General features: G+C 71.6%; 21 protein-coding genes and 1 pseudogene. 9 read left to right on the top strand and 13 right to left on the bottom strand.

Annotated features, from left to right (window positions below):
- Positions 1-2: 2 nt before the first annotated feature.
- The 3 genes from dacZ to EXE51_RS11970 all read right to left on the bottom strand — a co-directional run bounded on the left by dacZ (position 3) and on the right by EXE51_RS11970 (position 3,432).
- Entirely contained in the window at positions 3-812 is an 810-nt protein-coding gene (dacZ, locus tag EXE51_RS11980; protein ID WP_137692730.1) for a diadenylate cyclase DacZ, read from the bottom strand.
- Between the two features lie 155 nt (positions 813-967).
- Entirely contained in the window at positions 968-2,593 is a 1,626-nt protein-coding gene (locus EXE51_RS11975; protein WP_086220121.1) for a GMC family oxidoreductase, read from the bottom strand.
- A gap of 110 nt (positions 2,594-2,703) precedes the next feature.
- Positions 2,704-3,432: an SDR family NAD(P)-dependent oxidoreductase gene (locus EXE51_RS11970; protein WP_049929408.1), complete on the bottom strand. Its 729-nt coding sequence runs from the start codon at positions 3,430-3,432 to the stop codon at positions 2,704-2,706.
- Positions 3,433-3,701: 269 nt separating this feature from the next.
- Between EXE51_RS11970 and EXE51_RS11965 the strand changes: the two genes are divergently transcribed.
- The 4 genes and pseudogenes from EXE51_RS11965 to EXE51_RS11950 all read left to right on the top strand — a co-directional run bounded on the left by EXE51_RS11965 (position 3,702) and on the right by EXE51_RS11950 (position 7,584).
- Entirely contained in the window at positions 3,702-4,322 is a 621-nt protein-coding gene (locus tag EXE51_RS11965; protein ID WP_137692729.1) for a bifunctional 2-polyprenyl-6-hydroxyphenol methylase/3-demethylubiquinol 3-O-methyltransferase UbiG, read from the top strand.
- Between the two features lie 83 nt (positions 4,323-4,405).
- A pseudogene (locus EXE51_RS11960) lies at positions 4,406-5,518 on the top strand (aldo/keto reductase).
- 57 nt (positions 5,519-5,575) lie between these two features.
- Complete coding sequence (locus EXE51_RS11955; protein ID WP_137692728.1) at positions 5,576-6,232, top strand: hypothetical protein; 657 nt, start codon at positions 5,576-5,578, stop codon at positions 6,230-6,232.
- Complete coding sequence (locus EXE51_RS11950; RefSeq protein ID WP_137692727.1) at positions 6,232-7,584, top strand: hypothetical protein; 1,353 nt, start codon at positions 6,232-6,234, stop codon at positions 7,582-7,584. The genes EXE51_RS11955 and EXE51_RS11950 overlap by 1 nt, the downstream gene beginning before the upstream one ends.
- Before the next feature lie 150 nt (positions 7,585-7,734).
- Here EXE51_RS11950 and EXE51_RS17770 read toward each other — a convergent pair whose 3' ends face one another.
- Positions 7,735-7,905 carry an HVO_0758 family zinc finger protein gene (locus EXE51_RS17770; RefSeq protein WP_167373059.1) on the bottom strand — a complete coding sequence of 57 codons (171 nt, stop codon included), beginning with the start codon at positions 7,903-7,905 and terminating at the stop codon, positions 7,735-7,737.
- A gap of 171 nt (positions 7,906-8,076) precedes the next feature.
- On the opposite strand from EXE51_RS17770, the gene EXE51_RS11945 reads away from it, so the two are divergent.
- From EXE51_RS11945 to EXE51_RS11935, 3 genes are all read left to right on the top strand, one after another.
- On the top strand, positions 8,077-9,261 hold the full coding sequence (locus EXE51_RS11945) for an MFS transporter (protein ID WP_049929403.1): 1,185 nt from the start codon (positions 8,077-8,079) through the stop codon (positions 9,259-9,261).
- Between the two features lie 110 nt (positions 9,262-9,371).
- Positions 9,372-10,556: a glycosyl transferase family 2 gene (locus EXE51_RS11940; RefSeq protein WP_137692726.1), complete on the top strand. Its 1,185-nt coding sequence runs from the start codon at positions 9,372-9,374 to the stop codon at positions 10,554-10,556.
- A gap of 2 nt (positions 10,557-10,558) precedes the next feature.
- Entirely contained in the window at positions 10,559-11,083 is a 525-nt protein-coding gene (locus EXE51_RS11935; protein ID WP_089307575.1) for a hypothetical protein, read from the top strand.
- A gap of 19 nt (positions 11,084-11,102) precedes the next feature.
- On the opposite strand, the gene EXE51_RS11930 is transcribed toward EXE51_RS11935, so the two are convergent.
- Both EXE51_RS11930 and EXE51_RS11925 read right to left on the bottom strand, forming a co-directional pair.
- Positions 11,103-11,555, bottom strand: coding sequence for a DUF5804 family protein (locus EXE51_RS11930; protein ID WP_137692725.1), 453 nt, complete (start codon positions 11,553-11,555; stop codon positions 11,103-11,105).
- 119 nt (positions 11,556-11,674) lie between these two features.
- Positions 11,675-12,877 carry a methionine adenosyltransferase gene (locus tag EXE51_RS11925; protein ID WP_049929399.1) on the bottom strand — a complete coding sequence of 401 codons (1,203 nt, stop codon included), beginning with the start codon at positions 12,875-12,877 and terminating at the stop codon, positions 11,675-11,677.
- A gap of 182 nt (positions 12,878-13,059) precedes the next feature.
- Here EXE51_RS11925 and EXE51_RS11920 point away from each other — a divergent pair, with 182 nt between their 5' ends.
- Positions 13,060-14,067: a hypothetical protein gene (locus EXE51_RS11920; protein ID WP_137692724.1), complete on the top strand. Its 1,008-nt coding sequence runs from the start codon at positions 13,060-13,062 to the stop codon at positions 14,065-14,067.
- A gap of 25 nt (positions 14,068-14,092) precedes the next feature.
- On the opposite strand, the gene EXE51_RS11915 is transcribed toward EXE51_RS11920, so the two are convergent.
- The 4 genes from EXE51_RS11915 to EXE51_RS11900 all read right to left on the bottom strand — a co-directional run bounded on the left by EXE51_RS11915 (position 14,093) and on the right by EXE51_RS11900 (position 17,601).
- A complete protein-coding gene (locus tag EXE51_RS11915) occupies positions 14,093-15,214 on the bottom strand; it encodes a pyridoxal phosphate-dependent aminotransferase (RefSeq protein ID WP_094580211.1) in 1,122 nt (373 codons plus the stop codon).
- An 84-nt stretch (positions 15,215-15,298) separates the two neighbouring features.
- Positions 15,299-16,378: a DUF5821 family protein gene (locus EXE51_RS11910; protein ID WP_137692723.1), complete on the bottom strand. Its 1,080-nt coding sequence runs from the start codon at positions 16,376-16,378 to the stop codon at positions 15,299-15,301.
- A gap of 75 nt (positions 16,379-16,453) precedes the next feature.
- Positions 16,454-17,194 (bottom strand): tRNA (adenine-N1)-methyltransferase, encoded by a 741-nt coding sequence (locus tag EXE51_RS11905; RefSeq protein WP_094520306.1) that lies wholly within the window; start codon positions 17,192-17,194, stop codon positions 16,454-16,456.
- Complete coding sequence (locus EXE51_RS11900; RefSeq protein WP_049929393.1) at positions 17,191-17,601, bottom strand: nascent polypeptide-associated complex protein; 411 nt, start codon at positions 17,599-17,601, stop codon at positions 17,191-17,193. Before EXE51_RS11900 ends, EXE51_RS11905 begins: the two co-directional genes overlap by 4 nt.
- A 142-nt stretch (positions 17,602-17,743) precedes the next feature.
- Between EXE51_RS11900 and EXE51_RS11895 the strand changes: the two genes are divergently transcribed.
- A complete protein-coding gene (locus tag EXE51_RS11895; RefSeq protein ID WP_094552606.1) occupies positions 17,744-18,526 on the top strand; it encodes a creatininase family protein in 783 nt (260 codons plus the stop codon).
- A 6-nt stretch (positions 18,527-18,532) separates the two neighbouring features.
- Here EXE51_RS11895 and EXE51_RS11890 read toward each other — a convergent pair whose 3' ends face one another.
- The 3 genes from EXE51_RS11890 to EXE51_RS11880 all read right to left on the bottom strand — a co-directional run bounded on the left by EXE51_RS11890 (position 18,533) and on the right by EXE51_RS11880 (position 21,661).
- Entirely contained in the window at positions 18,533-19,258 is a 726-nt protein-coding gene (locus EXE51_RS11890; protein ID WP_137692722.1) for a 6-hydroxymethylpterin diphosphokinase MptE-like protein, read from the bottom strand.
- 162 nt (positions 19,259-19,420) lie between these two features.
- Complete coding sequence (gene folP / locus EXE51_RS11885; protein ID WP_199234055.1) at positions 19,421-20,683, bottom strand: dihydropteroate synthase; 1,263 nt, start codon at positions 20,681-20,683, stop codon at positions 19,421-19,423.
- A gap of 405 nt (positions 20,684-21,088) precedes the next feature.
- Positions 21,089-21,661: a DUF192 domain-containing protein gene (locus tag EXE51_RS11880; RefSeq protein WP_137692721.1), complete on the bottom strand. Its 573-nt coding sequence runs from the start codon at positions 21,659-21,661 to the stop codon at positions 21,089-21,091.
- Between the last annotated feature and the right edge of the window lie 41 nt (positions 21,662-21,702).

The following is a 21,702-nucleotide window of genomic DNA, read 5'->3' as shown; positions in this document are numbered from 1 at the left end:
AGTCAGTACTCCTCCGGATCGATCTCCAAGACGAGTTCGCCCGCCTTGAACGCCCGGACGAGCCCGTCCGACTCGGAGAGGACGATCGCGGTCGAGTTGGTGTCGCGGGTGATCGCGGCTCCGGACATGTGGCGCGCGCCGAGGCCCTTCGGGATGTCGACCCCCTCGGCGGCGGGTTCGAGGTAACGGTACGCCGAGACGATCTTCCCGGAGTCGGAGACGACGAACGCGCCGTCCAGCCGCGAGAACTCCTTGAGCATGACGTTCACGATTGGGTCGCCGACGTGGACGTGGCTCTTCTCGAATGGGTTGTACGACAGCGGCCGCGACTTGTTCATCACCTTCCCCGCGTCGCCGACGACGAACAGCGCGCCCACCGGCTTCCCCTTTTGTCCCTTCTGACCGAGTTCGATCGCGACCTCGAACACGTCGCGGATCACGCTCGGCTCGGCGCGGGAGTTGGCGAACAGGTCGAAGATGCCGGTGTGGATACTCTCGTCGACGGTGACCCGGACGACCGCGTCCGAGCCGCCCTCGAAGACGGAGGCGACGCACGCGACCTCGTCGCCCTCTGAGACGAGGTCCGCGTCCATCGCGCCCTCGATGCCGAACCGGATCCGGTCTTTCACGTTGTCGAAGGGGAGCGGGAGATCGACGAACGGCTCGGCGTCGACGTCGTTGTCGGGCGCGACGACGACGACCTCGCTCCCGCCGTTCGCGAACCGCTCGTAGAAGGAGCTCGTCGGAGAGAACAGCAGCGCGGCGTCGACGTCAGCGACGAGGTCCGCCAGGTGGTCGGTGAGCGAGTCCATTGACGCAACTGACACGAGGAATCCGTATAGTCGTTGCGTCGGCGTCGTGCGTGCGTCTGACGCCGAGCGAGAGCGGCGGCGGCGCGGTCCGGAGCGAAGCGGCCAGCGGGGCGCGGTCCGGAACGAAGCGGCCGCTGGCGCGGGCCCGAACCAGGTCAGTCGTCGGCGGCCGCGGCCGGCTCCGTCGCGCTCGGCGTCGGCCGGTCGCGGATCAGGTCCGCCGCCCGCTCGGCGACGGCGATCGTCGGGGCGTTCGTGTTGCCGCCGACGAGCGTGGGCATCACGCTCGCGTCGACGACGCGGAGCCCCTCGACGCCGTGAACCCGAAGCTCCTCGTCCACGACCGCCGCCTCGTCGTCCCCCATCGCGCACGTGCCGACGGGGTGGTACACGGTGTGGCACGTGTCGCGGACGTGCCGGGCGATCGCCTCGTCGGTCTCGGCGTCCTCGCCGGGCCACACCTCGCGCCCGACGTGCCCGGCGAGCGCGTCCTGCCGGGCGATCTCGCGGGCGCGCTTGACCCCGTCCACGAGCGTTTCGAGGTCCGCGTCCGCGTCGAGGTAGTTCGGGTCGATGATAGGGTCGTCGAACGGGTCGGGCGAGCGAAGCGTGACGCGTCCGCGGCTCTCCGGCCGGAGCTGCGTCGCGCCGATCGACAGCCCCCGCCCGGTCTCGGGGTTCGCGAAGCCGTGGTCCATGAAGTACGAGGGAGCGAAGTGGAACTGGAGGTCGGGCCGGGAATCGGCGCCGTCGGTGCGGACGAACCCGCCGGCCTCGGCGACGTTGGAGGTCAGCTTCCCGCGCTTGCGGAGGAACCAGTTGAAGACGTCCAGCAGGCCGCCGGCGTCGTCGAGCGTGCTGATGTCGCCGTCGGTCTCGTAGACGGTGAACGCGAACAGGTGGTCTTGGAGGTTCCGACCAACGCCGGGCGACGCCGTCTCGACATCGATGCCGTGGTCCGCGAGGTGGTCTGGGTCGCCCACGCCCGAGAGCATGAGGAGCTGCGGGGAGTTGACCGCGCCGGCGCTGAGGAGGACCTCCTCGGCGGCCCCCGCGGACCGGCTCTGATCGTCCTGACTGTACTGAACTCCCGTCGCGCGACCGTCCTCGATGGTCACCTCGGTCACCTGCGCGCCGGTCTCGGCGGTGAGGTTCGGTCGGTCGAGGGCGGGCTTGAGGTACGCGTCGGCGGCGCTGTGGCGTTCCCCGTTCTTCTGCGTGACGTGGTACATCCCCACGCCCTCCTGTGCCGCCCCGTTGAAGTCGTCCGTGCGGTCGTAGCCCGCCTGCGCAGCGGCGTCGACGAACGCCCGGGAGACCGGTCGCGGCGAGGACTGGTCCGTCACGTTGAGCGGCCCCGCGGACCCGTGGTAGGGCGATCCCGACGGCGTGAACGTCTCCGCCCGCTTGAAGTACTCCAGCATGGTCTCGTACCCCCAGCCGTTGTTGCCGAGGGCCGCCCAGTCGTCGTAGTCCGACGGGTGGCCGCGGATGTAGATCATCGCGTTCGTGGAGGAGCACCCGCCGAGCGTCTTACCGCGCGGCCAGTAGAGCCGTCGACCGCCGCAGCCGTCCTGCGGCTCGGTGTAGTACTCCCAGTCCGCGTCGCTCTCGAACAGCTCCGGAAAGCCCGCCGGGATCCGCATGTTCCGGTCGTCGTCGGGTGTGCCCGCTTCGAGGAGCAGCACGCTCCTGTCCGGGTCCGCGGTGAGTCGGTTCGCGAGGACGCAGCCCGCAGAGCCCGCCCCGACGACGACGAAGTCGTATTCCGTGTCTGTCATAGACTAGCATGTGAGAGACTAGTATTTAAACGGATCAGCGACTACGAGGTCGCTCGGGTCACGCCGAATATGACTGGACAGACCGGGGTCGAAGCCGACGGGGCCGCGCGTCAGTGCGTCGTCCACCCGCCGTCGATCGAGAGGTTGACTCCGGTGATGTACGAGGCCTTGTCCGAGACGAGGAACGCCGCCGGTTCTGCGATCTCTTCCGGTTCGGCGATGCGGCCGATCGGCGTCTGACTGAGGACGAACTCGTAGAAAGAGTCGTCGTTAAGCTCTGACGCAGTCATCTCGGTCTCGACGAAGCCGGGACAGATGCTGTTCACCCGGACGCCGGCGTCGGCGTAATCGACGGCCGTCGTTCGGGTGAAGTTGACGACAGCGCCCTTCGCGGTCGCGTACGCGGCCGTCTGCGGTCCCCCGACCAGTCCGAACACCGACGCGACGTTGAGGACCGCCCCCGAGGACTCGCGCAGGTACGGCATGGCTGCTCGCGTCCCGTAGATGACGCCGTTGAGATTGACCTCTAACAACTTGTGCCAGTCCTCGAGCGACGTCTCCTCGACCGTTCCAGTGAGCCCGATCCCGGCATTGTTCACAAGGATGTCCAACCCGCCGTGTTCCTCGACCGTCTGTTCGACCAGCGATTCGACGGATTCGTACGACGAGACGTCGCACTGGACGAACGAACAGCCGAGCTCCTCGGCGGTCTCTCGTCCCGCCTCCTCGGTCCGGTTCGCGATCACGACCGACGCCCCTTGATCGACGAACTCCGCAGCGATGGCCTTCCCGATGCCGGCCGAGCCGCCGGTGACGATAGCGGTCTTTCCGTCGAGCATATTTACTCGTTTGTGTGTATATTTTGTATTTCTTTCGGAATATTGATACTGATATGTACTTCCCTCGTTTCGTTGTACCGGGAATCCGCCGGGCGTTTGAAGTCCGCTACGACCGTACCAACGGGTTTAAACGCGCGATAACGGCCGCGTACGGAGTACGAACGTCGGAGGGCCGTCGGCGCCTGACGCGTCCGAGCGGGCCGCGGCGGCGTCGGCGCACACCGCGCGCCGTTCGACGGCGTTATGCCTCGCTGCCAGAATCGTTATCCGTGAACATCAACACCGTCCGAGACTCCTGGACGAACCGGACGGGCGAATACTCGCCGGCGTACTACGCCCACCGCGGGCCGAACAAGACGAGCGAGCTGATCCGTGAGAGCCTCGACGCGCGCCTCGACCGCGACGCGGCCGTCCTCGAGCTGGGGTGCGGGTCGGGCCGGCACCTCGACCACCTCGCAACCCACGGCTTCGAGGACCTCTCTGGCGTCGACATCAACCCCGGGGCGTTCGACGAGATGCGGGACGCCTACCCCGAGCTCGCCGCCGACGGGACCTTTCACTGCGGCGCGATAGAGGACGTGGTCGGCGGGTTTGACGACGGCGCGTTCGACGCGGTGTTCTCGGTCGAGACGCTACAACACCTCCATCCGGACGCCGAGCCGGCCTTCGAGGAGATAGCGCGGATCACCGACGAGCTTCTGATCACGGCCGAGATCGAGGCCCCGACGCAGGGGTCGGCGTCAGCTCCGCCGGACGTGAACTACGTCGACGAGGGGACGCCGCTGTTCTACCGGGACTGGGGCGAGGTGTTCACCTCGCTCGGGCTCGTCGAGGTCGACGTCACCCGCGGGAAGCGAGACACCACGCGGACCTTCCGCGCGTCCCGTTGACAGACGCCCGTTCCTGACGCGGTGTGAGCGCGACCGGCGGTCTCCCGCGCGACTTTTACCCGCGAGCCGACAACTCCGGACACATGGCGACTCGCGAGGCCCTCTGGGGGTACCGGAACCGGTTCGGCGACGCCTTCGGGCGCACCTACTTCCGGCGGTTCGGTCCCGGCGTCGTCTCCAGCGTCGGGATCGGGACGTACCTCGGCGACCCGACGCCCGCGGTCGACGAGGCCTCGCGCGAGTCGATCGAGCTGGCGCTCCGGTCCGGCGTGAACCACGTGGACACCGCGGCCAACTACCGCTGCGGCCGCGCCGAGCGCGTCGTCGGCGAGGCGCTCCGGGACGCCCCCCTCGACCGGGAGTCGGTGGTCGTCGCCACGAAGGGCGGCTTCCTCCCGTTCGACGGCGAGCGACCGAGCGACCCGAGCGCGTACGTCCGCGAGCGCTTCGTCGAGCCGGGGATCGTCGACCCCGACGACCTCGCGAACGGGGCGCACGCGATGACTCCCGACTTCCTGGAGTGGTCGCTCGACCGCTCGCTCGACCGGCTCGGCCTCGACGCGGTCGACTGCTTCTACGTCCACAACCCCGAGACGCAGCTCGCTGTCAGGTCGCGTGGCGACGTGTACGACGCGCTCGAAGCCGCGTTCGAGGCGCTCGAACGCCGGCGCGCCGCGGGCGACGTCGGGGCTTACGGCGTCGCGACGTGGGACGCGTTCCGCGTTGCGGAGGACGGCGACCGGTACCTCTCGCTCGCGTAGGTGCTCTCGCGGGCCGAGGCCGCCGGCGAGGCGGTCGGCCCCGACGACGACCACGGGCTCGCGGCGGTCCAGCTCCCCTTCAACGTCGCGATGGCGGACGCGTTCACCCGGCGGAACCACCGCGCGCCGTCCGAGGGTGACGCGGACGGGCCCGTCTCGGCGCTCTCGTTCGCCCACGAGGCCGGGCTCTCTGTGGTGACGAGCGCGAGCATCGGACAGGGAGACCTCGCGGTCGAGGGCGCGGTCCCGCCCGACGTCGACGCGACGCTCGCCGGGGAGACGCCGGCCCAGCGCGCGCTTAACTTCGCGCGGAGCGCACCGGGCGTCACCTCGTCGCTCGTCGGCACGACCGACCCCGACCACGTCCGCGAGAACGTCGCCGCCGGCACCTTCGACCCGCTGGGCGCGTCGGCGTTCGACGCCGTCTTCGAGTGACCGCGGACGACGACCGGCCCCAAAAGAGGTTTACCCGGACCGACGGTATCGCCTCCTATGTCCCCCACCCGACGAGCCCTCCTCCGCGGCGGCGCCATCGGCGCTATCGCCGCGCTCGCCGGCTGCTCCGGCGCGGACGGCACAGGATCGGAGTCGGTCCGACGGCAGGTCTCCGGGACGGACACGGACCCGACCGTCCTGAAGCCGCGGAACCCGAGCGGCGACCCGGTCCTCCTCGACGGGAGCGCGACCAACGGCGCCGGAGAGCCCGTCGCGATCGACCGCGAGCTCGTCACGAGCGCCGAGCGGGCGGCCGAGCTGCTCGTGGCCGAGGACGTCTCCGAGGCGGACCGCGATCGGATCCGGTCGTTCCTCGACGAGACCGACTACGACGCGGAGACGGTGTACGTGTCGCCCGCCGGCATCGAGTCGTGCGAACGACTCCACATCGAGTCCGTCTCGTGGGATCCCGGGCACGTGGAGTTCGAGTACTGCCGCGAGCTCAGGCCGCCGGACGAGGCCTGCGAGGCCGACGCGCGGGTCGCGCTCGCCCTCCTCTTCCGGCTTCCGGTCGTCCTCGACGACCGGCTCACCGGGTCCGGCTCCAGCGGTAGGTCGCCGTGTCGGACTACGGACACGGAGTACGCGGTGATCGACGGGAACGCGACCGTCCCCGGGAACGCCACGGCGACCGACGAGTGGGGTGAGCTCTGATGCCGCGGGGGCTCACCCGGCGCGGCGCGCTCGCCGCTGCCGGCGCCGCCGCGCTCGGCTCGCTCGCCGGCTGCTCGGGCCGAGGGAGCGAGCGGCGGTTCTGGGACGACCCGCCGTCGCTCGACGTCGACGCCGTTCCACGCGAGTTCGACGATTCCGTCCCGGCTCGGCCGCGGATCGTCCCCGTCGGCTTCGAGCCGGAGGTCGCCGCCGCGTTCGCGGACCGCGTCGACCGCCTGCTCAGCCCGATCCCGGACCCCCTGACCGCGGAGCGGCTCCCGCACAGCGGGTTCCGCGGGCGCATCGAGGCGGAGCGGGCGGCGGCCCGCGAGGCGCTGCCGGGGCCCGACGAGCCGCTCGTTCCGCTGGAAGCGGTTAAGCGGTACTCAACGGCGCGCGATCACGCCGCGAGCGCCGTCGGCACGTGGGCGGGCGTGACCGTCGAGGGCGATCCGGGAGCGGTGGCGCCCGACGTCGGGGCGGTGCGTCAGCGCGCGTCTGAGACGCTGGACGCGCTCCCCGGTCCCGCCGCGGACCCCCTGGCGGGCGCCGCGGTCTACGGCCCGATCGAGCGGTGGTACGACGAGGCGCTCCGCCGGACGCTGGTCGGCAGCGGGAGTCCGGCCGACGAGGCGAACCCGATCCGCGCGGGAGAGGCGGTCGGAGACGTCGAGCGGGTCCAGTCGTACGTCGAGGCGGGACGGTACCTCGGCGACCGGTACGCGGCCTCGCTCGCCGACCCGCAGCCGGTCGCCGAACCGATCCGCCGCGAAATGGACCGCCTCGGCAGCGCGGTCGGCGACCGGCTCCGCGAGCTCCACGGCGAGGGGGTCGAGGACCTCAGGGAGAACCCCGGCCCGGAGGCCTTCGTCGACGAGCGCGCCGTCGCGCGGGACGCGCCGAGCGCCGACCTCCTGTCGAGCGCGGTCTACCGGAGCTTCGACGGGCTGTGGTTCGACCCGGTCGCGGTCGGCGACTACGAGCCCGACCACCCGGCGACCGGGCTGACCCGGACCGCGCTCGTCCAGACCCGGCTCCGAGCGGTCGACGCTGTCGCCGCGCGCGTCGAGGCGGGCGACACGATGTTCCCGGACGACGCCGCGGCGATCGGCGCGGCGCGGGGCGCGGCGGTCGAGTCCGCCGCGGCGCTCGCGGAGAGCGAGAACCCGCTGGCGCGGTGGCTGGCGACGCAGTTCCTGCCGCTGTTCGCGGAGCAGGACGACGCGCTCGCGGCCGACGAGCGGAGCGCGCTCTCGGCCGCCACGGCGTACGCCGAGTACCGGTGGATCGAGATCGTCGCGGACGAGGCGGGGGCGGTGGCGGAGTCGGTCGCGACGGCGATCGATTCGTGAACGGCGACGGTCAGCGAGGAGAGGCGCGAGCGGTAGTCGAAGTCCGGCAGCGCGGCGGAGGCCGGTGCGGTGCGGTGCGGGGGAGAGCGATTCGGAGCGGAGTGGTGCGGCGCGGAGGCCGGTGCGGTGCGACGACGGGCGAGACGACGGTCAGCGGAGCTCCTTGAACCGGCTTCCGCACTCCGGACAGATGCGGACGGAGAACACTTCGTCGGGGTCGTTCTCCTTTTTCAAAACCTTTTCGCAGTCGGCACAGTTCAGCCGCTCGTAGGTGTCCTTCATCAGGTCGCCGTCGCGGAGTCCCTTGCGCGTGGATTTCATACTCCGCCGTTCGTCGTCGGGGCGGATAAAAACCCCGTACGACGTCGGTCTGACGCGTCGAGCGAGATCGGCACCCGGCGGAGGGACGCGGCCGCAGCCCGCGAGCGGCTCCCGAGATCCGGGTGCGTGCGCTTCCGCAACGCTTGTGTCCGGGCGCGGAGAACCGCCGCCGTGTCACGGACCCGGCTGTTCGGATCGCTTTGCGCGCTGGTGTTCCTCGTCAACTTCGCGCGCGTCGTGTTCGCCCCTCTGGTGGGAGAGTTCATCGACGCGTTCGGGATCCGCGAGGGGACCGCCGGGCTCATCGTCACGCTCGCGTGGCTCGGCTCGGCCGCGCCGCGCATCCCGGCCGGCTGGGCGCTCACGCGCTTCGCGCGGCGGCGCGTCATCCTCGTCTCCGGCGCGATGCTGACCGCGGGGGCGCTCGGCGTCGCCCTCGCGCCGAGCGTGCTCGCGCTGATGGTCGCCGCCTTCGCGATCGGCTTAGCCTCCGGCGTCTACTTCGTCGCCGCGAACCCGTTCATCGCGGAGCTGTTCCCGCAGCGCGTCGGACGCGTGATGGGCGTTCACGGCATGGCCAGCCAGCTCGCCGCCGTCATCGCCGCGCCCGCCGTCACCGTCGCGCTGTGGTACGACTGGCGGTACGCCTTCTACGCGCTCGCGCTCGCCGCGGCCGCCAGCACGGTCGTTTTCGTCGCGCTCGCGCGGCGGACTGACCTCCCGGACGCCGGCGCGAGCGACACCGACTTCCTCGGGGCCGCCCGCGGCGAGTGGAAGCTGATCCTCGCGGGCATCGTGCTGATGGGCCTCACGAGCTTCGTCTGGCAGGGCCTGTTCAACTTCTACGAGCTGTACATGATCGACAAGGACCTGACGCGGTCGACCGCGCGGAACCTCTTGACGGTGATCTTCGCCGCCGGCGTGCCCGCCTTCCTCGTCTCGGGCGACCTCGCCGACCGGCTTCCCCACGTCCCGTACCTGCTCGGCATCGTCACGGCGTTCGTCGGCGGGGTCGTCCTCGTGGTCGTCGCCGAGGGGCTGGCGGCGGTGATCGCCGCGAGCGTCGTCGTGGGGTTCGCCATCCACATGCTGTTCCCCGCTGGCGACACGTACCTGCTCGCGTCGCTGCCGGACGAGTCCCGCGCGTCGGCGTACGCGATGTTCTCGGCCGGGATGATGTCAACGCAGGCGGCCGGCTCCTGGGCCGTCGGCGAGGCGATCGAGGCGGGCGCGACGTACGACGCCGTCTTCCTCTCGCTCGCCGGGGGGCTGGCGCTCCTCGTCGCGGCGTACGCGGTGCTGTACCGCCTCGGACGCGTTCCCGGGGGCGCGGCGGGCGCGACGCGGAGGGTCTGAGGCGACGCCCCGAGCGCCGACCCCGCGGCCCGGCCGACCCCCCGCTCGGGGACCGACGCCGGCTTGGGGCACCGCACCTGTTTTGGTCGTCGCTCCCGTGTGATCGGTAAATGGAGTACGTTCAGGAGCGCGTGACGACCCTCCACGCGTTGACCGACCACCGGCCCGACGCCCCCACGGACCGCGCGGCGGTCGTCGTGCCGATGACCGAGCGCGAGTACGGGACGCTCGCGGCCGAGCGCGTGCTCTCGACGCTGGAGACGGTCGACCCCGCCCGCGTGATCGTTCCGCTCCGGGCGTCGCCCGACCGCGCCGGCCCGTTCGCGGACTGGCTCGACGGGTTCGACCTCGACGTCGAGACGCTGTGGTGCGACGGCCCCGAGCTCGCCTCGCTGCTCGAAGCGCGCGGGCTCGACGGCGGCCGCGGCAAGGGTCGGGACGTGTGGCTCGCCCTCGGTCGCGCGCTCGACGAGGAGTTCGTCGTCGTCCACGACGCCGACACGAAGACCTACTCGCCGGCGTTCGTGAACCGGCTGCTGTTCCCGCTCGGGGAAGGGTACGCGTTCTCGAAGGGGTACTACGCCCGCGTCGAGGACGGCTCGCTGTACGGGCGGCTGTTCAGGCTGTTCTTCCGGCCGCTCGTCCGCGCGCTCGGCGACGCCGCGCCGGGGCGGGAGCCGGACGTGCTGGCGTACCTCTCGGCGTTCCGCTACGCGCTCGCCGGCGAGTTCGCGGCGACGAGCGAGCTCGTCTCCGAGCTCCGCGTCCAGCGCGGCTGGGGGCTGGAGGTCGGCACGCTCGGCGAGGCGTTCGACCGCGCCGGGTTCGCCGACAGCGCGCAGGTTGACCTGGGGAGCTACGAGCACGACCACCGCTCCGTCGAGGGGCCGACCGGCCTCGCGGACATGAGCCGGGCGGTCGGCGAGGCGACCCTGCGCGCGGTCGAAGACGCCGGCGTCGACGTCGACTACGACGGCCTCGCCGAGCGCTACCGCGAGGCCGCCGAGACGCTGGTCGACGGCTACGCGACCGACGCGGCGTTCAACGGGCTCTCGTACGACGCCGCCGACGAGCGGTCACAGGTGGCGACGTACGTCGAGGCGCTGGGGGAGCCCGGGCCGGACACTCGACTCCCGGCCTGGCGGAACGCTCCCGTCGACCCCGACGAGGTCTTCGAGGCCGCGACCGCCGACCTCGACGGGGCTCGGGGCGGGGGCACGGACGGCGGAACCGGCGCCGGCGGCAGCCCCGCGACCGACGCCGGACAGACGGGGCCCGCGCCGGGAGAGGACTGACGATGGCGCACGGGAGCGGGCCGAGCGTGGCCGCGCGCGACGACCTCGCCGGCGTCGTCGACCTGTTCGAGTGGCTCACCCGCGCCGAGCTCTCGCGGGCGCTCTCAGAGCTGGCGTTCAAACAGCGGACCGAGGCCGACGAGGCCGCCATCGACGCCGCGATCGGCCTCGCGGTCGACGAGTACGCGCTCGTGCCGGCGCCGGACGGGGCGCTCTCCGGGGACGACGTGACGGGCCACACCGCCGAATCGACCGCGCTCGCGGTCGGTCCCGCCGCGTTCCCGACGCTCCCGGAGGGCGCCGAGGACCTCCCGCACATCCTCGACGTGCCCGACCGGGGCGTCGACCGCGAGGCGCTCGCGGACGCGGTCCTCGACCGGCTCCGCCGCGAGGCGGTGACGGCGATAGACGAGGGGGACGCCGAGCGACTGGAAACGCTCGCGGACGTGACCTACGACGTGGAGGCGTGGGCGCCGGTCGACGTGGGCCCGGTCCGGACGCGGATCCTCGCCGAAGTGGACGAGTGACGGCGTCGGACTCGGGAGCTTACCCCGAGAACTCTGACTCGCTCACGCGGACGACGAGCGTCTCGTCGACATCGCGGAGGTCGTACTCGGGCGTCTCGCCCTGTCGCCGCCGGACGTAGAGGGGTTCGACCGGGAGACCGTCGACGAGACCGAACACCTTCAATCGCTGGTCGGTCTCCTCGGGCGGCACGTTGCCGTCGCGGACCTCGCGGGCGAGGTCGCGGGAGAGCCACTCGTCGGACGCGACGGAGGGCTCCAACACGAGCGCCTCCTCGACGAAGCGGACGAGGTACCAGTCGAGGTCGTTGAGGAGCGAGACGGCGGCGCCGAGGCTCACGGTGTCGACGGCGACGCTGTTCTCGAACGGCTCCTCGATTCGGTAGGTCGCGAGCGCGTCGCGAGCCGTCTCGCGGGAGAGCAGCTCGTAGGAGAGCTCCACGTCGGGGTCGCCGAGGAGACACACCCGCGTCATGGCCCCACGTCGGACCGGCCGGCGCAAATCCGTTGCGGTCGTCGAGTGCTGGAGGGCGCGGCAGGGGGTCGCGGTCGGCGGGCGGTGTAGGGGAGAGATCGCGACCGGCGGCGCCCGGCTCAGAACGTCGAGACGTCGCCCTCGATGACGCTGCGGGTCACGTCCGTCACGTCGGCCAGCTCGCGGTCGACGATGTCGACGACGTCGGCCTCGATGTCGCTCAGCGTGACGCCGTCCTCGGTGACGATCTGCGCGTCCGCGACGTGCGGCTCGTCGATCGGCCGGCCGATCTGCGAGAGGAGCCTGACCTGGAGGTCGCGGATCCCGTCGACCTCCTCGGTGACGGACTCGGCGACGCGGGTGGAGAGCAGGTTGTAGATCTTCCCGATGTGGTTGACGGGGTTCTTCCCGGAGGTCGCCTCCATCGACATCGGGCGGTTCGGGGTGATGAGGCCGTTGGCGCGGTTGCCGCGCCCGACGGAGCCGTCGTCGCCCTGCTCGGCGGAAGTGCCGGTGACAGTCAGGTAGACGGAGCCCTCGTCGTAGTCGTCGGCCGTGTTCACGTCGACGTTGACCTCGCGGTCGGTGTACTCGCGGGCGAGGTCGTCGACGTACTCGCGGACGGACGCGACCGCGTCGTCGTACTCGTCGAGCCCGTCGACGTAGGCGTCGACCATCGCGGCGGCGACGGTGATGTCGATCCGGTCGCCCTCGCGTTTACCCATGATCTTCACGTCGGGGCCGAGCTCGGGGTGGTCGTCGTGGTAGGTCGTGTTGAGCGCGCGCTCGGCCTCGCGGACGATCGTCTCCGTCTCGGTGAGCGGCGCGTGGCCGACGCCGAAGGAGGTGTCGTTGGCCATCGGAACCTCTTGCGTCTCCTCGCCGAACACGTCCTGGAGGTCACCGGAGCCCTCGCCGAGCTTCACGTCGACGACCACGTCGGTGCCGTACTCGAGCTCAGGGATCGCCTCGGCGAGGTAGTCGCGGGCGGCCGCGAGCGCGGTCGAGTCGACCGGGAGCTGCTCGCCGTCGTACTCCTTCGTGGCGCGGCCGACGATGAGGATGTAGACGGGCTCGACGACCTCGCCGCCGCCGAACGCGGGGGCCGCGCGGCCGGCGACCAGCTGCGTCTCGTCGGTGTTGTAGTGGAGCACCTTGCCGACGCGGTCCAAGTAGAGCTGCGAGAGCGCCCGCGAGACCGACTCCGCGACGCCGTCGCAGATCGAGTCTGGGTGACCGATCCCCTTTCGCTCGACGATTTCGACCTCCTGGTCCTCGACCGCCTGCCGGTCGAGGCGGCTGACCTGTATGTTCCGGTCCATTACGCACCGATACTGCGCCGTCGGCACTATAACTTGCGGAAACTCTCCACCGGCAGTGAATAACCTGTAGTTATTTATAGGCGGCTTCGGCGGCCCCGGCCCGGTCCGCGTCGCGCCGGGTGACACAAGCGGGCGCTTGAGTTTCGGCAAGGACTTTGCCGCGGCGAGTGCGACTGCCCCGTATGGACGAACTCGCGCCCTCCCGCCGTCGACTGCTCGCCGGTGCGCTCGCGGGCGGCATCGGCGCCGCCGCCGGCTGTCTCGGGACCGATAGCGACGACGAGTCAGACGACGGGCCGGAACTGCGGCTCTCGCTCTCGCGGGTCGAGGGCTCGCTGCGCGACCGGTACGTTCGCGACCCCGACGCCCCGCCCGAGCGGTGGGACGGGGCGGCGCTCGACGCCGCGCTGGCGGGCGAGCCGTACACGATCCGACACCGGAAGCCGTTCTTCGCGGAGCCGGACGACCCCGCGTACGCCCGCTTCGAGGGGACCTACTACCGGCTCGGGTCGGTGATCGTCGACGAGGTCGCCGAGACCTACCCGGTTCTCCGGCTCTTCGAGGCCGAGAGCGACGGAGCGTCAGCCGGCGACGGCGAGTCGCCGGTCGACGGCGGCGAAGACGGGGGTCTCCCGGAGGCCGACCAGCGGGCCGTCCACATCGCGCACTTTGCTGCGCGGGCCCGCGGTGGCGTGGGCGGCTATCCCGTCGGACTGGTCGAGCGCGGCGGCTACGCGTATCGGGCCGAAGCTTCGCGCGCGGAGAGCGCGCTGCTCGACGACGACGGTCCCGACTACGTGACCTACCGAGACACCACCTACCGGGTCGAAATCGAACGGGAGCGGTTTCACGAGGCCGTCCACCGACCGACCGCCGAGGCGGTCGCCGAGAGCCCCGAGCGAATGGAGTCGATCCTCCGGGCGGCGCTCGTCGGTCCGAGGGTCGAGCGGGACGAACTCTCCGCGGAGGCCGGACGGATCGTCGACCGGGCCGAGGCAGAGGAGTACGGCGAGACGCACCCGTACTCCGACGCGTACGCCGAACTGCTCCGCGCGATCGACGCGCGCCACTACCTCGACGGGAACGTTCGCAAGGATGCCGGCGTCCGCGAGACCGAAGAAGCGATGATCCGGTACGGCGACGAGTACTACGAGCGGTACCTCCGGATCGTGAACGACGGGGGGAACTGATCGGCCGAGGCGCTTCGCCGTCGCCTCAGCGGGCCGCCTCGTACGCTTCCGCCATCACGTCGAGCGCCTCGCGCAGGTCGCTCTCGTCGGTCGCGTACGAGACCCGCGCGTGACCGGCGCCGTTCTCCCCGAACGCCTCGCCGGGGACGACGACCACGCCGCGGTCGAGACACTCGTCGACGAATCCCTCGGGCACCCGCGGCATCGCGTAGAAGGCCCCCTTCGGGGTGGGACAGTCGAGGCCGATCTCCGCGAACCCCTCCAAGACGATGTCGCGGCGGCGCTCGAAGGACGCCGTCATCTCGTCGACCACGCCGCGGTCGCCCCGCAGCGCGGCCTCGGCGGCGTACTGCGCCGGCGCCGAGGCGCACGCCTGCGCGTACTGGTGGACGCGCAGCATGCGCTCGACGCGCTCCTCGGCGCCGTACACCCAGCCGAGCCGCCAGCCGGTCATCGAGAACAGCTTCGAGGCCGAGTTGACGACGACGACGTTGTCCGTCTCGGCGAACTCGATCGGCGAGTGATGTTCGCCGTCGAAGACGGTGTACTCGTACACCTCGTCGGAGAGACAGAGCACGTCGTGCTCGTCGGCGATGCGCGCGAACTCCCGGACGTCTTCCTCGGAGGAGACCGCCCCGGTCGGATTCCCTGGAGAGTTGACGACGAACGCCGCGGTGTCCTCGGTGATCGCCGCCTCGACCGCGGCCGGGTCGATCGTGAGGTCGTCGCGGAGCGGCACGGGGACGGGTTCGCCGCCGGCCAGCTTCGTCAGCGCATCGTAGGAGACGAACCCGGGGTCCGGGATCAGCACCTCGTCGCCGGCGTCGACGTGCGCCTCCAAGGCGACGTGGAGCGCCTCGCTGCCGCCCGCGGTCGCGATGACGTTGTCGGGGTCGAGGTCGATCCCCTGATCGGCGCGGTGCTTCTCGGCGATCGCCTCCCGCAGCGCGAGGGTCCCCTTGTTCTCGGTGTACGCGTCCGCCTTTCCGGACTCGATCGCGTCGACGGCGGCTTGGCGGGCGTGGGGCGGCGTCGGGAAGTCGGGCTGTCCGAGCCCGAGGTTGATCGCGTCGTCGCCGGCCGCCTCGAACACCTCGCGGATCCCGCTTATCGAGATCCGTTCGACCCTGTCGGAGAACGTCGTCATACCGTTCTGAGGGCGCTGCCGCGAGTTAGTTCTTGTCACGTCGGATCGACGGGCCGCCTCCGACGGCGAGTCGCGGGCCCGCACTCACCGACGCTTCCGCTCCCAGACCGGCCGGCGTTCGCCGCGGCCGGCGTCGTGTCGGGTCCGCCCGTCCGCGTCGCTCGGCAGATCGAACCGCCCTTCGAGGACGCTCGGCACTTCCTCGGCGCGGGCGCGCAACAGCGCGTCGTCGACCGCGCGGAGGCGGAGCATCGGCCGCCCCGGTCCCGCCGGCACCTTGATCGACTCGATCAGCTCCCGCTCGACGAGGGCCTGCCGGTCGCCGGTGAACTCCTGTGCCGGGGCGATCCCGATGCCGTCGGCGCCGGCCCACGCCCGGAGGTCGCGGAAGAGATGGTCGTGTCGGGCCGCGAGCGCGACGAGGAGCGACCGGTCCGACGGCTCCGTCGCGCGGCCGAACTCGCCCGGCGGAAGCGACTCCAGCACGGTCGCGAGGTCGTCGGCGAAGCGGTCGTCGAGGATCTCCCGCGCCACCGCGAGCAGTCGCCGCCGAGAAGGCATCTCGACCGGCTCGACCGTCGCGGCGTCGAACCGCGCCGCAGCGGTCGCGCGGGCGGCGCCGACCGCCTCCGGACGGGCACCGGCCGCCGTCGTCGCGAGCGAGCGGTCCCCGCGGGGACCGATCACGGCGTCGGCGCGCTCCGGGGTCGCGAAGAGCGTCCCGCCCGTCCCGTGCCCGAGCGGGTCGCCGGTCCGGACTCGTATTTCGTCGCGTTCGACCGCCTCGGCGACCGCGGTGCCGAGGACCGGCGCGCGAGCGAGCGCGTCGACGACGCCGGGGCGACACGCGACCCGCCACAGCGGTCCCGGCGATCGCTTGCGGGCCGCGAGCACCGCCGGGAGAAGTCGGAGCGGGACGCCGACCGCGACGACCCCGGAACGCCCCGCCAACGCGGCCTCGACCGACTCGGTCAGGGGGTCGTCGGGACGCGGAAGGGCGTCGGCGACCTCCGTCGCGTCGCCGACGCAGTCGGGGTCGGCAGCGGCAGGAGCACCTGCCGAGGCGGACCCGTCGCTTCCGGCGTCCTCGGGGGTGCGTGACGGCCCGGACCCGTCGCTTCCGGCGGCTGCGTCGGCCTCGGGTTCAGCGTCGTCCGCGCCCACACCGTTTCGACCGTCGCGATCCGAAAGAGCGTTGCGCTGACCGGGGTCGGGAGGAGAGAGGTGTCGGCGGCGGGGTCAGGGGGCCCGGGCGAACACGAGGTAGCCCGTGTGGCCCACGCCCGCGGTGGAGGGGCGCGAGCCGCGGTCGGAGAAGTCCATCTCGCGCTGGATCGTCTCTAACGTCTCGACCTCGGTGAAGCCGGCCTCACGGGCCGCGAGCGCCGCCTCGCGGGTCCCCTCGACGAACGGCGAGTAGACGGCGAGGCGGCCGCCGGGCGCGAGCAGGTCGTCCGCGCGCTCGACGACCGCGGGAGCGTCGCCGGTGTCGAGCGTCAGGGCGTCGAACGGCTCGCCGTCGGCGAGCGCGTCCAGCTCGTCGGTGAGGTCGCCGGTCCGGACGTCGACGCGGTCGGAGACGCCCGCCGTCGCCATGTTCTCGCGAGCGACGTCGGCGAACTCGGGGTCGATCTCGTAGGTGGTCACGTCGGCGCCAGCGCGCCCCAGGTACGCGGCGAGGATCCCGGTCCCGGTGCCGGCGTCGAGGATGCGGTCGCCGCCGGACGCGCCGGTATGCCCCATCACGAGGCCCACGTCGCGGGGCATCATCGGCGCGCCGGTGCGTTCGAGGTGGTTGAACAGGTCCGGGCCGCGGAGCGCGCGGACCTCGAAGACGGTGCCGAGGTGCGTCTCGACCTCGTCGCCGGCCGAGACGTCCTCGGGGACCTCGATCACGCCGAGGTCGGTGCCGAACTCCTCGCCCGGCTCCAGTAGGTACTCGCGGTCCGCGTGGACGAGCAGGTACGCGGCGTCCGTCACTGGAGGTCCGAGATCGCCCGCGCGGGCTCGCCGTTGGCCGCCTCCAGCGCCTCGCGGGCGTCGTCCTTCGAGACGCCAGCCTGCTCGGCGACCAGCCGGACGTCCTCCTCCGGAATGCCATCGTCTTCGTCGGCCGCGTCCTCGGCTTCGATCGCGCTCGCGTCCGCACCGCCCTCGACTGCGGCCGCGCCGCCCGCGTCGGCCACCGCGTCGGGCGACCCGACGATCTGGTACGTCTCCTGCCCTTGGGCGTCCATCTTGGTGACCTGCGCGCCGTCGAAGACGAGGTCGTCGCCGTCGGCCGTCTCGATGACGACCCGCTCGGCGTCGAGCTCCTCGACGTCGATCCCCATCTGTTTCATCATCTGTTTCATCTTCCGCGGGTTCATGCCGCCGCCTCCGAACATGGTCACCGGTTCGGCCGGACGACACAAAAAGGGTGTCGACACGGGTCGAAGCAACGGCGCGTCACGGACGCTCGCCGGTCCCGATCGCGGCGGACCGGACCGAGAGAGCGGGGTTGATACGTGTCGCGCGCGAGGCGGTGATATGTACCTCGCGGACCGCACCTGGCCGGAGCTCGGCGACGCGCTGGCTCCCGGCTCCGTCGCGCTCGTCCCGCTCGGCTCGACCGAACAGCACGGCCCGCACCTTCCGCTCGGGACCGACCACCTGATCGCCGAGGGGCTGGCGACGGCGGCCGCGGACCGATCCGACGCGTTCCGGACGCCGACGATCAACGTCGGCGTTAGTCCCCACCACCGCCAGTTCCCGGGGACGATGTGGGTCGACCCGCCGGAGTTCCGCGACTACGTCGAGTCGTTCGCCCGGAACCTCGCGTACCACGGGATCGACCGCGTGGTGTTCGTGAACGCCCACGGCGGCAACGTCCAGCACCTCCGAGAGGTCGGCCGCCGGCTCCACGAGGACGAGGTCGGCTACGCTGTCGAGTGGATGTGGGACGAGTCGATCCCGGAGCTGGTCGACGACCTCTTCGAGCGCAACGGCCCCCACGCGGGCCCCAAGGAGACGGCGATGGTCACCCACCTCGCGCCCGACCTCGTCCGCGAGGACCGGCTCGAGGACGCGCGCGACGGCGGGCTCGTCGACCTCGAAAGCGCCGAGACGACCGTCCACGGCGCGCGAACCTTCTACGACGCGGTCGACAACTCAGCGAACGGCGCGTTCGGCGACCCGACCGACGTGACGCCGGAGAAGGCCGAGCGCCTGTTCGAGGCGGCCGCCGACCAGCTCGTCCAGCTGGCCGAGTGGATCGGCGAGCGCGACGAGAGCGAGCTGTTCCCCGAGCCGCGCGTGGAGCGGTCGGACTGACGCGGGCTACTGGTCGGCCGCGTCTCGGGCGAACGCCTCGCCGAGTATCTCTCGGAGCGCCGCGTCGGCGCCCGCACGCCGCCCGTCGAGCACCGCGAACCGCTCGTCGCGGCGGCGTTCGAGCCAGCGCAGCAGTCTGGCCGCCCAGTCGAGCTTCAGCGCCTTCATCGGGTCGACCGCGGGGTCGTCGAACTCCCACCCCGGAAAGACCAGTTCGCCGGCCCCGAGGTGGTCGGCGAGGAACGCCGCGCGGTCGCCGTCGGTGAACCCGCCGGGGTTGCGGAGCGGCCCGACGGGCGCCGCCTGCGTCGTCGCCAGCGTCCACTCGTCGGCGAAGCGCGGGAGCCACTCGCGGACCGCCGGGAGGTTGTCGCCGTGGGCGTGCGCGGCGACTGGGACGCCATCGCGCGTCAGTTCCGCGGCCGTCTCCGGGTTCTTGTCGAGGTCTGTCACCATACAGTCGACCGCGACGCCGCGGTCAGCGAGCGCGTCCGCCGCGGTCGAGGCCGCGACGACGACATCGGCGTCGCGGGCGAGTTCGACCTCGTCGGCGAGACAGGGGGCCGCGCCCGCGACGGCGACCGTCTCGTCCGCCCAGTCACCGAGGCGGCCGAGCGGGAACGGAGTCGCGAGGTCGGCGGCAGTATCGCGGACGCGCTCGTCGTCGGCCCGGTCGAACCCGAAGTCGGCGAGGATCGCCTCGTAGACGGGCTCGAAGGTCGCGAAGTTCACGTGCGGGCCCCCCTCGGGACGCGCGACTGGGCGCCCGTCGATCGGCGCCGCCGCTCAGCGGGCGAGATATGGTATGGGCCGGAGTGGCACAGAGTACCCCTACCCGCGTGCCCCTCCGGCGTCCGGTCGATCGGTTGTCTACACGAGGGCATAAACTTTCTCTTAATTCACGTGTCGGTCGATACCGTCGATCGCGGCGTCAAGCGCCCGTGAAGCGCCGGATACCGCCTCTCTAACCGAATCGAGCGCCGCGGGCGTCGCGATCAGGAGCCCGCGGCGGCCGTCAGCGGGGTCGTCGCCGCCTGACGACGCCCCGCCGGTGCCGCCGTCGGTCGCGGACGGGGTCGCCGCGGCCGCCCGGTTCGGATCGCCCAGCGCGAACGTCGCGCCGGTCGCGTCGTCGCCGACGGTCGCGGCGCGGAGGGCACCGACGGCGGGGTCGTCGAGCCCGGTGAGTTTGTAGGTACGAACGACGGCGGTGTCGGCGGCGCCGCGGTCGCCCCGAGCGGCCTCCGGCGCGCCGATCCGGTCGAGGTGACGCTCGGCCTCGCGGACCGTCGTCACGTCGAGCTCCTCGACTCCGACCGCGTCGGAGTCGCCGCGAGAGTCGTGTCGGTCGCGGGCGAACTCGGCGCCGACGAGCGCCGCGTCGCGCGTCTCGGCCACGTCGTGGGTGCGGATCACGTGCGCGCCGCGCTCGACCGCCATCGACGTGGCGGCGAGCGAGACCGGCAGCGCCTCCTCGGTGCTGCGGCCCGCGATGGTCTTGAGGAAGCTCTTGCGGTTGATCGAGACGAGCAGCGGGCGGCCGTACCCCCGGAACTCCCGGAGCCGGTGGAACGTCTCCCGGTCGTCCTCGTGGGTCTTGGCCTCGGACCAGCCGCCGAACGCGGGGTCGAGGATCGTCTTGTCGGTGAGGCCGTTCATCGAGAGCGCCTCGTAGATGTCGTCGACGTCCTCGACCGCGCCCGGGCGTTCGAGGTCCGGCGGCGAGGCCATCTTCGACACCGCCACGTCGTGTTCGCGACAGACGCGGGGCATCTCGGCGTCGGCGAACCCGCAGATGTCGTTGACCATGTCGAACCCGCGCGAGAGCGCCTCGTCCGCGACCTCGTGATAGCGCGTCTCGATCGACCAGACGGCGTCGCCGGAGGTCGATTCGAGGGTCTCGACCGCGGTGTCGAGGCGGTCGAGTTCCTGTTCGGCCGAGAGCACGTCGAGGTCCTTGTTCGCCGACTCAAGCCCCACGTCCACGATGTCGGCGCCCTCGCCGATCAGTTCCTCGTCGACGTACGCGGCGGCCTCGCCGGGGTCGTCGTACACGCTGGGGTCGTACGGCGACTCCTCTGAGACGTTGAGCACGCCCATGATCCGGGGCGGATGGTCGTCGCCGATCCCGAGCCCCGCGGCGTCCACGTTTCGCATACGATCACCACGGGCGCGAGCGACATAAACGGGGCGAGTACCCGAGGCGCTCGCCGGAGAACTGCCCTCGCAATCGCTTATAAATGGTCGGCGGGCGGTGGTGCGTGCGACCGAGCGGCCGGAGCGAAGCGGAGGCCGCGAGGGGCACGCGCGAAGGAGTCGCGAACGCCCGAAGGGCGTGAGCGACGAGGCTGGGGAGGCGTGAGGTGCGGTCGCGGTCGGGTGGGACTCGAAGGGGCAGTCGCGAGGGGGCGCAGGCGACGCAAGCACCGCAGGGAGCGAACGGAGTGAGCGACCGAGGAACACAGCGAGCGTGTGCCCCCTCGCGACTGGGGGTTTGGAGGTGTTCGTCGCAGGGCCACGATCGGCTGGTTATAACTGATCGCACACGCCTCCGAACCCCAGTTATATATTAAACCGCACCGAGTCGCCGACCGCGACCTCGTGGCGGTCGGTCCACTCGTAGGGGACCTCCAGCACGTACTGCCCGGAGCCGGAATACCGTTGATCTTCACCGTCCTCGTTCGGTCCCGGTTCGGGCGCGTTGTGGATCGAGGTGATCTCTCGGTCGCCGTCGACGTAGACGATGTCGATGCCGAAGTCCATTTCGCGCATCACGTACGTCAGGGGGCCGGGCGAGTCGTGTACGAATAACATCCCGCCCCCGTTGGGCAGCGACTCGGCGCCGCTGAGGCCGAGGATTCGTTTGTCACGGGTGTCCGCGATTGCCGCCGTCACCGACCCCCGAGCTCCCCCGTCCGGACCTTCGACGGTCACGGTCGTCGTCTCGTAGTCGGCGTACGTTCCGGTCGGCCAGTCTGCGTCGTCGGCTCCGCCGTTCGCGCCGTCCGGCCCGCCACCCGCGTCGCCGTCGGTCGAATCGCCGCCGTCGCTCGTCGCGTCGTCGCCCCCGAGACAGCCCGCCGCGGCGCCCGTCGTCGCGGCCGCGGCCAGCCCGAGGAGTCGCCGCCGTCTCATGTCTGCGCCGAGGGGGGCCGGAGTGATAAACGGCGGCGTCG

The sequence above is a fragment of the Halorubrum sp. CGM5_25_10-8B genome, from assembly GCF_005435095.1.
Lineage (GTDB): Archaea > Halobacteriota > Halobacteria > Halobacteriales > Haloferacaceae > Halorubrum > Halorubrum ezzemoulense.
This window is presented reverse-complemented; position numbering and strand designations above follow the sequence as displayed.